The sequence below is a fragment of the Treponema sp. OMZ 838 genome (genome assembly GCF_000775995.1).
GTDB lineage: Bacteria > Spirochaetota > Spirochaetia > Treponematales > Treponemataceae > Treponema.
Genome location: NZ_CP009227.1, coordinates 2,465,646 through 2,480,689, shown reverse-complemented (window position 1 = coordinate 2,480,689; position 15,044 = coordinate 2,465,646). Strand labels below are relative to the sequence as shown.

The following is a 15,044-nucleotide window of genomic DNA, read 5'->3' as shown; positions in this document are numbered from 1 at the left end:
CTGCGTGCAGGTTTCTCCCATCATATCGCTTGACCATCGCCTTCTCCGATTAGTTCTCTAAAATAACCGGAGGACTGTGTCAGCGCTTCAAAGGTTCCTTCCGCTTCTACCTTGCCGTCTTTCAGCACGATTATTCTATCGGCGGCTTTTATCGTAGAAAGGCGGTGCGCAATCACTAAGGTAATGCGCCCTTTTTTCAGCTGCGTTACCGCCTCGTTAATTTTGCTTTCGTTTTCGGAATCGAGGTTTGCGGAAGCCTCATCCAAAACCAAAACCGGCGAATTTTTGAGAAAGGCTTGTGCGATTGCAAGCCGTGCTTTTTCGCCTCCTGACAGTTTTAATGCCCGCTCGCCGATAACGGTGCCGTACCCGTCTGGAAGCTGTTCGATAAAAGATGCTGCTTGCGCCTGCGTTGCCGCCGCCTGTATTTCTTGGAAGCTCGCATCCCGTTTTGCAAGCCGGAGGTTTTCTTCTATCGTTGTGTTAAATAGATACACATCTTGCGGAATAACCGTAATAATATCGCGTAAAGCTTTTAAGCGCAGTTCCCGTATATCGATGCCGTTGATGGTGATAGCTCCTGCATCAGGCTCTCTCAACCGCTGTAAAAGACGGGCTGTTGTCGTTTTTCCGGAACCTGAACGGCCGACAAGCGCAAGGGTTTCGCCTGTTTTAACCGTAAACGAAATGCCGTCCAATATCTTAGGATTTTGCTTTTCCGCATCGTGCTGCGGATAGGTAAATGCAACGTCCTTGAATGTAATGCGCATTTCGGTTCCGGTCGATTTTCCTGCTCCGTTTGCGTTTTCTACACCGTCCACCTTTCCTGCGGCCATTACGTCTTCTACCGTTTTTACTCCCGTATCGTACACTTCCGGTTCGGTAAGTAGCAGGTTAAACAGTCTTTTAGCAGCCGCAAAGATAAGACCGTACTGGGTACTCATGTTGAGGGCATCAGCTATGGGGCTTAAAAAAGCGGAAGAAAGGGTTAAAACAGGTAAAAACCAGAGCGGGGATAACCGTCCCTGTTTTACTAGCAGAGCGGCCGCAATAGTTACGGCAAAAGAAGCCGTTAAAATTAAAAACGATAGCAACTGGCTTTGAGTGATCCTTCGCTTAGAATCTTCAAAAACGGCGGTATTAAATTTTCCTATTGCTGTACTCATCTTTTGAAAATAGCGTCTTTGATATCTGAACGAGATAATATCTTTGAGTCCTTGAATACAATCGACGGATTCTGCATTCAAATCTCCCGCTGCTTTCATATAATCAAAACCGTGTACATCGGCTTTTTGTTTTTTGAATTTTGGGAATAATAAGAGCGCGATAAGGAACGGTAAAAGGGTAACCGGAAGATACGGTGAAAGACTCCCCATAAAGATGAGAGCTGCAAGCGGAATAAGGAACGCCACAAAAATCTGTGCAATGGTATGGGCATAAAACCATTCAAGAATTTCCACGTCATCTAAAACGATCGAAATTAAATCGCCGCTTCTTTCGTTTTCAAGTCCGGCCGGAGCCAGCTCATCTATTTTGTTATAGGCGATTATTCTTAATTTGGCTAAAATCCTGTAGGCCATATCGTGTCCGACAAGAATATCCAAATACGCAAAAACGGCTTGCAGTACAATAAAAACGCAAACAAAAGCGAACAGCAGCTTTGTTTTTTCCGCACTGCCTAAGACGATTGCGCTTATCATGTACGAGGTTAAGAGGGTGAGCGCGAGCGGAATAAGTTTAAACACTGCGTTACAAACGATCGAAATACCTAAATACAGGTGAAAGCCTTTGATGTATTTTGTAAGTGCAAAAAGATAAAAAAGCCTTGATTTTTCTTTCATCGATATTCCTTATCAGGGAACCTCTAAAAACTAATCGAGCTTTTAGAGATGCCCTATGCAACGGTTATACAATTTGGCTGCCCATGAGGGTGCGATAGGATTCGGAATGCAAAGACAGCTGCTCATGCGTTCCTCTGTCCTCTATTTTTCCCTTGCGTATGATGCAAATTTGTTCGGCTTTTTGAATGGTTGCAAGGCGGTGGGCAATGACCAACACGGTTTTCCCCTTGCACAATTCGGAAAAACTCTTTTGAATTTCAATCTCGTTATGCCGGTCGAGCGAAGAGGTCGCTTCATCAAAAATCAGAATAGGCGAGTTCCGTAAAAATGCCCGTGCGATGGCAATGCGTTGTTTTTCTCCGCCTGAAAATTTTGTTCCGTGTTCTCCGATGTTCGTATCATAACCGTCGGGCAGGCTTGTAATAAAATCGTGTATCCGTGCCTTTGTTGCTGCTTCAATAACCTCTTCTTTTGCGGCGTCCGGTTTGCCGATAAGAATATTTTCGTAAACGGTTCCAAAGAACATGTGGCTATCCTGCCAAACAGCCGAAATGAGGTCTTGTATTTCAACTACTGTTTTTTCGGACAGGATTGTATCGCCTATGGTGATTGTTCCGCTTTTAAGCGGATAAAACCCTGCAAGAAGGTGCGCAATGGTAGACTTTCCGCTGCCGGAAGCTCCGACCAGCGCCGTCGTGGTTCCGTGCGGAATCGTAAACGAAATATCATCGATTACGGTATCTTCCGTATAGGCAAAAACGGCATTTTTAAAGACAATATCGCCGGTATAGGCTTTTACGTCAGGCGCTTGCAGTGTCTTTTGCGTACTGCTATCTGTATGATCTCTTTTTTCCGTCCGGCTTTCTTTCATCTCGGTTTCTATCGGCACATTTGAAACGTGAGCCGAAAGCGAATGAGTAACCGGCAAGTTAAGAAAATCGTAAATAGTGTATGAAGCCGTAACGCCGCGGTACCCTAAATGCCAAATATTGATAAGCAAATACATCGGCGAAAAGCAAGCTCCCGTTAAAAATAACATATAAATGATATTTTCAGGATTGGTATATGCATATACCCTTAATGCCGCGACCGCAGCGGATAAGGTACCTCCGATTGTAGCGCAAAGCTGTAAAACGCCGTTATCAATCATAGTAACTTTTAAATGGTTCATAATGGTAACACGCAGGATTTCGCCCTGCTTTTGCAGCTTTGCTTTTTTGATACTCATCCGCATTCAAGGCTTTTAGCGACGGTAATCCTTGTACCGCATCCAAGCAATCGGCATAATACTTTGAATGAGCAGCGTTCTCTTTTTCGCCGCGCTCCCGCATAACCTTAAAAAACAACATCGGAAAGCCGAGCATCCCAGCCGCCCCTACAAGACAGATACAGCCTACGGCGCTATCAAGATAAAAAAGGACGGCAATTAACACGGCATCAAGTAAAACGGTTCCGCTTACAAAAGGGAGGTATTGATAAAAATACGGACTGAGCCATTCTATTTTTGTAAACGCCATCGCGGCAATCTCGCCCGAGCGCCGGTTCACCGTATAAGCGGGGCCGAGCGCGAACAGTTTTTTAAACACCTGCTCGCGCAACGCCGTTTTTATTTTGATACTGCATTTTTGTTCGGTTACGCCTACGATACGCTGCAGCACAATAATCGTAACGATGAGTGCTCCCATACAGATAAAGATGGACTGTAAGGACGTAAAAAACGGAACCTTCGCTTTTCTGAATATAAGATCGACTGTTACTGCCGTACAAATCGCCGTAAGCGTTTTTGCAGCGAGTAACACGAAATTAAGGACGGAAGAAAGAATTAACAGCTTTCTTCCCCCACGGGAAAGGCTGATGAGCTGTTTATTTATGAACATCCGCTTTTCCCCTTCGCTGTATGATCCGCATTAGCCGTATGAACTGAGGAGATAAAATCTATCACGATTCTGCCGTCCTGTTCTCTCATTTTGGCGCAGATATGAAAAACATCGCGCAGTATTTCTTTTGTTAACACTTCTTTCGGCGTTCCCTGCGCCAGTATTGCGCCTTGATGCAATAAGATAAGATAATCGCAAAAACGGGCTGCCAAATTCAAATCATGAATAGCCGACAATATCGTCATATCGAGAGTTTTCAAAAATTCCATAATTTGAAATTGATGGCCGATATCCAAGTGATTAGTCGGCTCATCCATAATGAGTAGCTTGGTTTCTTGAGCCAACGCCCTCGCCAATAAAACCCGCTGTTTTTCGCCGCCCGAAAGCGTCGCATAACATTGCTTCCGCTTATCTTCCATATTGACCTGTTTTAAAACGGCGCTTACGATTGCTCTATCCGTGTCGTTTTCGCCTTGAAAGAGCGTATGGTACATACTTCTTCCCATTGCGGTTACTTCTTCTACATTGAACGGGAATTCCGTAAAATTTTCTTGCGCCAAAACACCCATGTTTTCCGCCCGTTTACGGTTACTCAAGCCCGATATATCCTCGCCGCGTAAAAAAATCACCCCCGAAGTAGGTTTGAGTACTCCATATACTTGTTTTAAAAACGTGCTTTTGCCGCTTCCGTTCGGCCCTATGATTCCGGTAAACGCCCCTTTTTTTACCGTAATGGAAATATCATTGCATAAACGTATATTGTGTATGTCAAAGCATACTTTTTCAGTTTTCAGTATATCCATACGTCAATTACCGATGCTTTTTCAGCAAGAATAAGAAAAACGGCCCGCCGAGCAGCGAGGTTAGTACACCGATCGGCAGTTCGCGCGGCGCCAATACGGTTCTTGCAACCGCATCCATCCACATCGTAAATAGACTGCCTGTCAGTAGAATAACCGGTAGCGTTTTTCTGTTATCGGCACCGATAAAAAACCTAACAATATGCGGTATGATGAGCCCGATAAAGCCTATGGTACCTGCCGAGGCAACCATAACGCCGGTAATGGCGGAGATAATCAGAATAAGCTTTTTTTGCAAAGCACCGACATTTGTTCCGAGTATGGTAGCCGTATCTTTTCCCATTGCCAAAAGGTTAATCTGTTCGGCATGTAAAAAAAGAAGCGCCCCTCCTACAGTAAGCGCAATGACCGGTAACGCGAGCACATCCCATCGTGCTCCTGCCAAACTCCCCATAGACCAATACACAATGCTCTTTATCTTATATTCATTGCCTACGAATGTGATAACCAGCTGGGTAAAAGCGGCGCAGATCATCGATATGCCGATGCCGGTCAGAATAAGCCGTGCGTTTGAGGCTCCATAGGTATCCGTTGCAATCCCGTATACCAGCATCATAGCGGCAAAGGCGCCGATAAAAGCACCGATGGAAGGCGTTATACCCGATATTCCGGCAATGTTTCCCATTGTTGCAATGCTTAAAGCGGCCATAAACGAAGCGCCAGAGGCAACGCCTAAGGTATACGGCTCCGCCATCACATTGGCAGTAAGCGCCTGCATCACCGCGCCGCACACGGCAAGCCCCCCGCCGACGCAGATACCGAGCAAAGCACGCGGTAGCCGCAGTTCCCATACAATGTTGATAAAGGCTTTGGGGATTGAAACGGGAGCATCAGGCCTTATCTTGCTCGCATATACCTGTAATACGTCAGCGATACCGAGCTGTGCCGAGCCTAAAAACGATGTCAGCGGTACGGATACGATAATCGCAGCCGTTAGAAGCGTACATAGTACGGCTGTCTTTTTTGTATCGATATCATATTTTTGCATATGAAGCCTAATGCGCTGTAATGCCTTCAATAGCGGTTTGTATTTTTTCTATCGCATCGAATATTTGAAGCCCCGGAAATACTTCTATCAATTTTACTGATGTAAAATTATTATGTTTAATTGCCTCCACATCGGAGAGTCCAGGATTGTTTTTGAGTTCCGCGATCTTTTCTTCGAGAGTCCCGGCTGTATTTCCGTCATTATAATCGTAGATAACGATTAACTCAGGATTCCGCACTGCAATTTCTTCCCAGCTCACCCTGCCATACCGTTTCGCAATATCATTAAAGATGTTTTGACCTCCTGCCATACTGACAATTTTTTCATCAAGACAGTTTTTGCCGATGGTAACCGCTTGTTTTTCATCCCCGCTATTATAAACAAACACCTTGCATGACTTTTCTTTCGGTGCATGAGCTGCATATTGCGCTTCCCGCTCCTTTAAACGTTTAACCAATGTAGCAGCTCTTTCTTCTACCTTAAATATCTTACCGAGGTTTTCAATATCTTTATAGGTGTCCTCAATCCCTGAATTTTCTACGTAGGTACCTCTAAGCGCATAATAGGGAATATCGTTTTTTACAAAATCTTCTGCCGGTGCTACGCCGTATTGCGTAAAGCTGTACACCGTACCGACAACAAAATCAGGATTACTTTCCAGCAGCACTTCAAAAGTAGGTTTACTATCCGAAATAACCTTGAGCTTGCGTAATGTTTCCTGATATTCAGGTAAACAGTCGGCAACTCCTGTTTCCGCCGTCGCGATGCCGACAATCTTGTCCGCTAAACCGAGCGCTACCAAAAGCTGCGTTTCACTAAAACTTAACGAGACAACTCTTTCAGGCACCTTGGTAAAGGTAAAGGTGTTTTTAAAGGTTTCAATCGTTACGGGCTCATACGCTGCCGTTTGTACCGATGTCTGTTCATCAGTTTTTTTTGCCTGATTTGAATCCTTTTTATTCTGACACGAAAGCATACAGGAAACAGCTACAGTCAAGGCCAAAAGCTTCATTATATCTTTCATTTTTTCTACCCCTATGATATAGTATTTGTTAGTATGTACTAACTGACGCAGTATACAGCGAGCGGTAAAAAAAATCAATAATTATTAGATGGATATATGTTAAAATTAGCAATTTTTACAATTTTACTAGAAACACATCTAATGTCTTCTTGATGCTTCGTTTGTTTACGGCCAACACGGATTTACCGTCTTTATCCGTTCTTAAAATCATATTTGCATTGAATAAGTAATTTAAATGATAGGATACGGTGGCCGTTGTCAGCGATAGGGCTTCTGCAAGTTCTTTATTTGTGCCTAATCCTTTTCCGATCAGTTCCAATATCTGAAACCGCGTAGCGTCTCCTAAATTTTTAAAAAAGAATACCAGCCGTTCACGATTATTAATTATCGTTTGTCTGAGTTTTTGTAAACCTTGTTCCAAATGAAAGCCTTGCACATATGTCCTTTTGGTTTTATCGCCTTCATCACGACCCGTACTCATGAGGGGAGCAGCTCCAATAGAAATAAAAAGATACGAAGCATTTGACAGGTATTTCTCAGTATTATCCCACTCGTCATAGATGCCTTTCCACATATCGGAGATAACGGTATATCCGTGTTTTACGAGCCTTTTTTGCAGGTCAAGTCCGTACGCCTTCACTTCCTCGCGGTATAAAGCGTATTCTTCTAAAAACAGAGGCAGAAATGCTTTCATCAATGCAATATAGGAATCCCGTGTACTTTCAGGGTCATTCCATGCGCAAAGGATCCTCCACTTTGCGTTATCGGTCATGGATAATCCATGCAAGAACGTAAACATACCGTTTCGGCGTATATCGTCCAGATATGGAATTACATCTTCCGCTTTTTCGATTGAAATGCCTTTTAAGTTATACAAAAGCGAGGAAAGTATCATTGCCTGCAATTTGCCGCTATCGCAAGCGGCAAGATCGCTTAGCAGCTCTTCTTCCTTTTGATAGTCGGTGTAATACAAATACGGTATAAAATTTCCGAACAAGGCGCATCCGGGATAGTAATATGCTTCAAATTGCTCAAGCATATCCTTTGCCTTATTCAAAAGCGATAAGAAGAGCGTGTAACATACATCGTCATATCCTTTTTCTTCTTCGCGCCGGTTAAGTATATGCTCCTTATGCGCAAAAAGGTTAAAAAAATCGTATAGCCTGCTGCCGTTTTCCGAAAATCGTATGTGCATATGGGAACCTCTAAAAAACTAGCGGCTGCATTTAAAACGGCGGTTTTCTAAAGATGAATTGTCCCCTGCCCTTTTTGCCTAAAAATTCGTTATGCTTTACGATTAATTCCCCGCGGCTGAATACGGAATCGATTGCACACTGCACCTTCATCCCTTCATACGTGCAGTAATCGCAGGCGCTTTTCAGGTTTTTCTTTGTCAGCACTTCTTCCGCATTTGGATTGATAATCGTAATGTCGGCATCGGCGCCGGGCAAAAGACATCCTTTTTGAGGATACATACCGAAGATGCGGGCAGGATTTGCGGCCATCACCTGCACGAAGCGCTCCAACGAAATCCGCTTTTTTTGTACACCTTCGGAGAAAATAATCCGCACCCGCTCTTCAATCCCGGGAGCGCCGCCCGGCCCCTTGGTAAAATCGCCCTTGGTGTCCATCTTTTCTTTTAATAAGAAGGGACAATGATCGGTTGCAACGACTTGGATATCGCCGTTTGCAAGCCCGATCCAAAGCGCTTCTATATCTTGCTTTCTGCGCAAGGGCGGCGCCATCATATATTTCAGCCCTTCGATATTTTCAGGATCATCGGGACTGCCGTTCTCATTTCCATACTTTTCTTCCGAAAGCGTCAGATACTGCGTGCAAGTTTCTACAAACAACCGGTTAACGTGCTGCCGTCCCTCTACAACGCTGATAAGCGCCTCTCCTGTAGAAAGGTGTACAATATACAGCGGCGCATCCTCCACCATTTCCGAAAAATGGATAAGGCGGGAAACAGCCTCAGCTTCCGTTTCGTTAGGCCGACTGCGCGCATGATAGATAGGCAGCATTTTCTTTTCTTTTACGAATTTTGACCGGAGATAGTTGATAAGCGAATCGTTTTCCGAGTGCACGGTTAAAATACCGCCTGCTTCTTTCACGGTTTGCAACAAGCGATAAAAGCCCGTATCGTCAATTTTAAATCCGTAAGTCGTATAAGCCTTAAAGCTCGTAATCCCTTCATTTTTAATGATGCCGGATAGCTCCCGCAAAATTGCATCATCCACATGCTGAATAACACCGTGAAAGCCGTAGTCGATAACTGCCTTTTTTGCAAGCTCATGGTATCGGTCTATGGAATAATGCAGATTACATCCGGCGGGACCGAAAGCGATATGGTCGATAACGGAGGTTGTACCGCCGCAAGCTGCCGCAACGGTACCGGTGTAAAAGTCATCGACGGCGCGGTATTGCGGAGACTGCTGCAACTCAAGATGCGTATGCGCATCGATCAGCCCCGGCATGACATAACAGCCGGGAACTTCATACACGGCATCAAAATCGACGGGATTAAAATGTCCGATTCCGGTTATCTTGCTGCCGGTTATCGCAATGTCAGCCTTAAACGTATCGTTTTCAGTTACGAGCGTACCGCCCGTTATCAATGTCTTTTTCACAATTTCTCCTCCTTATCTATGGACAGCTCTAAAAGCCCTGTTAGATTTTTAGAGTTATCTCTATACAACTTTTCATATACAAAAAATACCGATCAGACTTATGATGACCCAATCGGCATTTTTGTATTTAATTTTTAATCGTCGTCCACCATAATGCGTAAAATCACCTTATCGGTTTCCCTCATGCCGTCTGCAGCGACCGAGCCTACACCGGCGATGGTCTTTTCTATGTCGCCTTTTACAATACCTTCACCGGGTTCAAACACTCGGTTCTGCATTGCAAGATAATGCGCATTCAGCGCCGCATCAACCGATGAGGCAATCTTCGAAGCGCACGAAGGTTTAGCGCCGTCGCAGACAATTCCCGACACAACCGCAAGGGTATTGGTAATCGTCTCGCATACCTGTTCATAGCTTCCACCTGAAAGATAGGTAACGGCAGCGCCGCTTCCGCACGCAGCGCTGACAGCCCCGCAATAGGCGGAAAGCCGTCCGATCCGCGTCTTTTGATGAATCGCAATCAAGTTGCTGACCAACAGCCCGCGCAACAGCTTATCATGCGGGAGCTTTTTTTCTTCGGCAAACACGATAACCGGTAGCGATGCCGTCAATCCCTGATTGCCGCTGCCCGAATTGGTAACGACCGGCAAGGTACAGCCGCTCATGCGGGCATCGGAACCTGCGGCAGCGGCGGCCTGCGCACGGATTTTTACGGTAACAGCCCGTTCCGCTTCAGCAGCCTTTAGGAGATTCGCGCCCGCGTTAATTCCGTAGCGGTGCTCCAATCCTTCCTGCGCGATGCGGGTATTATAATCGATCTGCCGCTCCAGTATCGGGCGGACGCGGTCAAGGTCTATCGTATCGGCAAACTCAAGGATCTTTTTTACCGACAATCCCGACCGGTCGGTCAACGCGGCATTTGCACTTGTAGGATCAAACGGAACGGATAACACGTCTTTTCCGTTTTTGGTTGTACGCACGATATTCGTATGCTGATGGATAATCTCAACCGATGCGCTGTCGGCGCCGGCAAAAACTTCTACAATAAAATGCAGAGAAGCCACCGTATCCAACAAGGAAACCTTACAAGGAATTTTTTCCAAAAATTCCTTGGTGCGAGCGATATCGGCTTCGGTTATGTCGGCAAGCACCTCAAGCCCCTTATCGGGATTGCCGCCGATAATACCGATTGCCGCCGCCGCCGGAATTCCCTTCATATTGCCCGAATTAGGGACGGTAACACTCTTTACATTTTTAATAATGTTACCGCTGCTTTTGATACACACACGGTCGGGAATCTTACCGAGTAAAGTGCGGGCATGAGCGCCCGCATACGCTATGGCAATCGGTTCGGTACAGCCGAGCGCAGGAACCAACTCTTCTTGAAGGATCGCGATAAATTGATTACAGTCGAAGTCCGTGAGTTCCATACCTTACGCCTGTTTTAACGTCCCATCCGGTTTATAGAACACACCGCGCAGAATAAGCGCAAGCGCTCCGTCTCCGGTTACATTGCAGGCTGTACCGAAGCTGTCCTGCAAGGCGAAGATAGCGATCAATAAGCCGGTGCCGATTTCGTTAAATCCGAGTATGCTGATGACGATACCGAGCGAAGCCATAACCGTTCCGCCGGGTACGCCGGGCGCTCCGACAGCGAATACACCGAACAGGAATGAGAACAAAACCATTGTTCCGATTGAGGGAACCGATCCGTACAACATCTGAGATATCGTCATTGCAAAGAATGTTTCGGTAAGAACGGAACCGCACAAATGAGTTGTCGCTCCCAGCGGGATAGCGAAGTCAACGATATCGGCAGGCAGAACGCTGGACTTATGCGCGCAGCGTAAGGCAACCGGCAATGTCGCGGCGCTCGACATCGTACCGACAGCGGTTGCATACGCAGGGCCGTAGTGCTTTACCACTTCAAGCGGATTCTGCTTTGAAACCGCACCGCCGATGAGGTACAGCAATGTCATCCAGATAAAATGACCGATCAGTACGATAATAATCACTTTCAAGAATACGGGGAGCTGGCGGGTTAAGCTGCCGCTGTATGCAAGCTCGGCAAAGGTTGTCGCAATAAAGAACGGCAGTACCGGTACGATAACGCGGTTGACAATTTCAAGTACCATTGCCTGAATCTCTTTTAAGAGTTTTTCAACCGTAGCAGCCTTTGTCCAAATAACCGAAATACCGGCTAAGATAGCCAATACCAGTGCGGTCATAACCGGCATAATCGGCTGAATATTCAGGGAGAATGCCGTCGTCGGTACTGCCACCAATTCGGCAGCCTGTGACGGAATATGCAGGAACGGAATAAGAATATATCCGGCTACAGTCGAAAACAAGGATGCGCCGACCGCAGATAGATATGACATCAGCAAAAATGCACCGAGCATTTTCCCCGCATTTGCTTTTAAATCGCAAATAGCCGGAGCAATAAAGCCGAAGATAACGAGCGGAACGGCAAAAAAGATCAGCGAACCGAGTAACTTTTTAATTGTCGCAATAATCCCCATCACCGGAGCGGGTACAAACAACCCGAGCAGCACACCGGCAAGAATCCCCAAAGCAAGCTGCGGTAACAGTCCCAATTTTCTACCGCTTTGTTTTTCCATAATAGTAGACCTCCTCTCTACAATTACAACAGTGATTGCCCGTCAATTAACATGAAGCAGGTCAATTCACAACAGAAAATATTATATACCTGCTTTTTTCCATTTGTCAAATTATAAATGATAAATATCGCAGCTGTGTGGAATCACCGCTGTCCTTGGCGGTTCTGCAATAGAAATATACTTCCAATTTTTAGGATATGATACGAATACACCGCTCTATGATGAGCAAAAGAAAGCTCTAAGTTTTTCTTCGTTCTGCGGAGACATGGCATAATCCCCCACAATGCCGCCGTTCCCCAAGTGTAAAATACGGGTACAAGCGGAAATCAAAAATTCATAATCATGTGTTACGACAAAAAGCACTTTGCCCATAGCAGAGAGGGTTTGAAAGAGGCGGGAAACATTGACCATGCTGTCATAATCCAACCCGCTAGTGGGTTCATCAAAAAGTAAAATGTCTCTCCGGCATACCATGCTTACCGCGACTGCTGTACGCTGCTTTTGTCCGCCGGAAAGCGTGCTGGGATGTACATTCCGGTACTCCCAAATACCAAGCTGTTCCATCGCCTGTTTTGCAGCTTCATAATCCGGAGATTGTATGCCGAAACAGCACTCCTTTTCCACAGTATCCGCAAAAAGTTGATAGCCCACTTCCTGCATCACCATATAACAATGCTGCAAACGCTCTTTTGCACTCAGTATCTTGCCATTCCACGTAACCGTCCCAGCCGTCTCTTTGTGTAAGCCGCACAATGCACGGGAAAATGTCGACTTTCCTGCACCATTATGACCGATAATCCCGATGATTTCTCCCGGTGCGGCACAAAGGCTAACCCCGGCTAGTACTGTATGATCATGATGTGCAAGAGCAAGATTCTGAATTGCTAATATGGTTTTTTCGTAGTTCCGTGTTCTATCGGGAATACAAATGTGCGATAAGTCCATCGTTCTTAATCCCATAGTACACCGATCAGCTTCTGAAATGTTACACACTTGTTCCGATGTCAAGGATTGCCGGATCGTTCCATGCTCCATATAGAGAATGCGGTCTGCAATATCTTTAAGATAATGGATCCGATGTTCAGCTATCATAATAGTCTTTCCTTGCTTTTTTAATAATACCACTATTTTTCGCAGACTTTCGATGGCTGCCGTATCCAAATTGGAAGAAGGTTCATCCAATAAATAAATATCAGGCGAAAGAGCATAGATAGAAGCGAATGCAACTTTTTGCTTCTCTCCGCCCGATAACGCTGCAACCCGTCTTCCGCTCAGTGTTTCGATTTGCAAATCACGAATTGTTTTACTCAACCGCTCTGTCATCTTTTCTCTCGTCCAAGCGAGATTTTCCATACCGAATACCATTTCGCTGTCTGTGTCTATATTAAAAAACTGTGAACGGGGATTTTGAAATACAGAGCCTACCTGTTCCGCAAGTTGATACAGAGGAGTTTCCTTAACAGCCTTTCCGTTAATCAATACTGAACCGGATAATTCTCCGGAATAGAACGAGGGAATAAGACCATTGATTAATCTAATCAAGGTTGTTTTTCCGCATCCGCTCCGGCCGCACAGCAATACACATTCTCCAGCTTGAATTGTTAAGTCAATGTGAGATATATTCGCGTTTTGTGCGGAGCTATGGTAACTGAAAGATACCTTTTCCATCTCTATCATGCTGTAATCATCCTATGCGAGATTCCTGCCTATCATAAATAGGATAGAAATCACAAAAAAAACGGTAAACGCAAAAGCACACACACAATCTTTCCACGTAAAACGAATATCCGCCATACAGCTTCTCTGCTTTGGATTTTCCAGCCCTCGAGTAATAGAGGCTGCGGAAAGTTCGTCTGCCACCTTGAGGGCGGACATCATCATCGGAACATAAATACATTCAACAGTACGAATAGGATGAGTCAACAAACTTTTCACGGTAGGTGCGACATCCCTCATTTTCATTGCGTCGTGAATAAAGCCCCAGTCTTCCTGAACCATCGGGATATATCGAATCATCACCGTCATAGGAATGATGACAGACTTAGGGACGTGAATACGATGCATCGCTGCCATAAATTCATTAACCTGCGTGGTTCCAACTAATATGCCGCCCATCATCGCGCAAGAAAATATCTTCCGAATATAAAAGGTAAATGTTACAATGGCGATTTGCAGCCAGCCGGTCATCCCATAAATTCCTATATGATATAAGATTATAAGGGATGTGTATATTCCGGTCATTTTCAAAGTAAACCGTTTTTCTCCGCAGCTCAATCCGACTATCGTAATGAGTGCTACCAGTGCAACCTCATAATATACTGTCGGTGCAAGAAAGAGGTCTACGGTACCGACGAGCAGCATATAAAACTTTGTTCGGGGATCCAAGTGCTGTGTTTTACAAAAAATATCCGCCGAAAACGGTGCAGTCATTACACCAACCCGGCTTTTTCAAAATGTTTTCTGAGTAAGTGCTGTCCAAATTTTCCGCTGATACATGAACAGATCAAATTGCCGGCAATCATAGCAGGCAGTACCCATAGATGCGCGTTGGCAATCATCGTATCCATATATGCCTGTTCCGTTCCATTTTTCACGAGGTAGTTTACATACTCATCACGATTGATCCACAGCATTGCATAGGAAAAAATAGGACTGATAACAAAAATCATATACGCAAATAAATTTCTGGTCTTGCTTTTAAAATTTGTAGAGCCAGCCACCAATTCGGCTACTACTCCTAAAATGATATACGCTAAGCACATCAGCCAATACATTCCCGTTACGAACAAAACACCGCCTACTAAAATGCCGGTAATGAAGATAGGTCCATGCTTTGGAACTTTAGCAATAATTAACATAAAAACCGGTCCGCAAAGCAGTGCAATCGACAAAGGACACAGAAACGTCAACACGGGGAAAAATCCGAATATCAGCTCGCCGATAAACGCACAAACAACATACAGTGCTGCTAAAATTCCGGTGGTAATCAGGTCTCGTGTTGTAAGACCTTTTTTGCTCATTTCATTTGCCATAGAGAAGTCCTCCTCACACTCTATTTGTATTTGGAAAAAATAATGTTTCATCTTTTCCCATCGTACCCGTTTGCATCATGACTAAAATATGCTATGTTTTAGTAGTTAGACACGGCTAACGAGTATGAGCTACTATAGTTATCCGGTGAGGCACTGTCAAACAGCCCTCAT

Annotated in this window: 13 protein-coding genes; all 13 read right to left on the bottom strand. The window is 45.0% G+C overall.

Translation table 11 applies throughout. From position 1 onward, the window contains the following. Window positions 1–20 precede the first annotated feature (20 nt). Window positions 21–1,841 (bottom strand): ABC transporter ATP-binding protein, encoded by a 1,821-nt coding sequence (locus tag QI63_RS11185; protein WP_044016444.1) that lies wholly within the window; start codon window positions 1,839–1,841, stop codon window positions 21–23. A 64-nt stretch (window positions 1,842–1,905) separates the two neighbouring features. Further along, window positions 1,906–3,069, bottom strand: coding sequence for an ABC transporter ATP-binding protein (locus QI63_RS12490; RefSeq protein ID WP_052185555.1), 1,164 nt, complete (start codon window positions 3,067–3,069; stop codon window positions 1,906–1,908). Continuing rightward, window positions 2,984–3,718 (bottom strand): ABC transporter transmembrane domain-containing protein, encoded by a 735-nt coding sequence (locus tag QI63_RS12485; protein WP_052185554.1) that lies wholly within the window; start codon window positions 3,716–3,718, stop codon window positions 2,984–2,986. Before QI63_RS12485 ends, QI63_RS12490 begins: the two co-directional genes overlap by 86 nt. Further along, window positions 3,709–4,521 (bottom strand): ABC transporter ATP-binding protein, encoded by an 813-nt coding sequence (locus QI63_RS11175; protein WP_052185553.1) that lies wholly within the window; start codon window positions 4,519–4,521, stop codon window positions 3,709–3,711. Before QI63_RS11175 ends, QI63_RS12485 begins: the two co-directional genes overlap by 10 nt. Window positions 4,522–4,528: 7 nt before the next feature. After that, a complete protein-coding gene (locus tag QI63_RS11170; RefSeq protein ID WP_044016442.1) occupies window positions 4,529–5,566 on the bottom strand; it encodes a FecCD family ABC transporter permease in 1,038 nt (345 codons plus the stop codon). A 7-nt stretch (window positions 5,567–5,573) separates the two neighbouring features. Continuing rightward, complete coding sequence (locus QI63_RS11165; protein WP_052185552.1) at window positions 5,574–6,590, bottom strand: ABC transporter substrate-binding protein; 1,017 nt, start codon at window positions 6,588–6,590, stop codon at window positions 5,574–5,576. Window positions 6,591–6,705: 115 nt separating this feature from the next. Then, a complete protein-coding gene (locus QI63_RS11160) occupies window positions 6,706–7,785 on the bottom strand; it encodes an ArsR/SmtB family transcription factor (RefSeq protein WP_044016441.1) in 1,080 nt (359 codons plus the stop codon). A 31-nt stretch (window positions 7,786–7,816) separates the two neighbouring features. After that, a complete protein-coding gene (gene hydA, locus QI63_RS11155; RefSeq protein ID WP_044016439.1) occupies window positions 7,817–9,220 on the bottom strand; it encodes a dihydropyrimidinase in 1,404 nt (467 codons plus the stop codon). Between the two features lie 134 nt (window positions 9,221–9,354). Then, window positions 9,355–10,650, bottom strand: a complete 1,296-nt coding sequence (locus QI63_RS11150; RefSeq protein ID WP_044016436.1) for an L-cysteine desulfidase family protein — start codon at window positions 10,648–10,650, stop codon at window positions 9,355–9,357. Window positions 10,651–10,653: 3 nt separating this feature from the next. After that, window positions 10,654–11,841 (bottom strand): dicarboxylate/amino acid:cation symporter, encoded by a 1,188-nt coding sequence (locus tag QI63_RS11145; RefSeq protein WP_044016434.1) that lies wholly within the window; start codon window positions 11,839–11,841, stop codon window positions 10,654–10,656. A 216-nt stretch (window positions 11,842–12,057) separates the two neighbouring features. After that, a complete protein-coding gene (locus tag QI63_RS11140) occupies window positions 12,058–13,518 on the bottom strand; it encodes an ABC transporter ATP-binding protein (RefSeq protein WP_044016431.1) in 1,461 nt (486 codons plus the stop codon). A gap of 12 nt (window positions 13,519–13,530) precedes the next feature. Then, complete coding sequence (locus QI63_RS11135; protein ID WP_052185551.1) at window positions 13,531–14,271, bottom strand: energy-coupling factor transporter transmembrane component T; 741 nt, start codon at window positions 14,269–14,271, stop codon at window positions 13,531–13,533. Continuing rightward, window positions 14,271–14,873: an MptD family putative ECF transporter S component gene (locus QI63_RS11130; protein WP_044016429.1), complete on the bottom strand. Its 603-nt coding sequence runs from the start codon at window positions 14,871–14,873 to the stop codon at window positions 14,271–14,273. The genes QI63_RS11135 and QI63_RS11130 overlap by 1 nt, the downstream gene beginning before the upstream one ends. Window positions 14,874–15,044: the final 171 nt, after the last annotated feature.

Coding starts and splice junctions, on each gene's coding strand:
- QI63_RS11130 (WP_044016429.1), bottom strand. CDS start 14,873: ATGGCAAATGAAATGAGCAAAAAAGGTCTTACAACACGAGACCTGATT.
- QI63_RS11175 (WP_052185553.1), bottom strand. CDS start 4,521: ATGGATATACTGAAAACTGAAAAAGTATGCTTTGACATACACAATATA.
- QI63_RS12490 (WP_052185555.1), bottom strand. CDS start 3,069: ATGAGTATCAAAAAAGCAAAGCTGCAAAAGCAGGGCGAAATCCTGCGT.
- QI63_RS11170 (WP_044016442.1), bottom strand. CDS start 5,566: ATGCAAAAATATGATATCGATACAAAAAAGACAGCCGTACTATGTACG.
- QI63_RS11150 (WP_044016436.1), bottom strand. CDS start 10,650: ATGGAACTCACGGACTTCGACTGTAATCAATTTATCGCGATCCTTCAA.
- QI63_RS11145 (WP_044016434.1), bottom strand. CDS start 11,841: ATGGAAAAACAAAGCGGTAGAAAATTGGGACTGTTACCGCAGCTTGCT.
- QI63_RS11135 (WP_052185551.1), bottom strand. CDS start 14,271: ATGACTGCACCGTTTTCGGCGGATATTTTTTGTAAAACACAGCACTTG.
- QI63_RS11140 (WP_044016431.1), bottom strand. CDS start 13,518: ATGATAGAGATGGAAAAGGTATCTTTCAGTTACCATAGCTCCGCACAA.
- QI63_RS12485 (WP_052185554.1), bottom strand. CDS start 3,718: ATGTTCATAAATAAACAGCTCATCAGCCTTTCCCGTGGGGGAAGAAAG.
- QI63_RS11165 (WP_052185552.1), bottom strand. CDS start 6,590: ATGAAAGATATAATGAAGCTTTTGGCCTTGACTGTAGCTGTTTCCTGT.
- QI63_RS11160 (WP_044016441.1), bottom strand. CDS start 7,785: ATGCACATACGATTTTCGGAAAACGGCAGCAGGCTATACGATTTTTTT.
- QI63_RS11185 (WP_044016444.1), bottom strand. CDS start 1,841: ATGAAAGAAAAATCAAGGCTTTTTTATCTTTTTGCACTTACAAAATAC.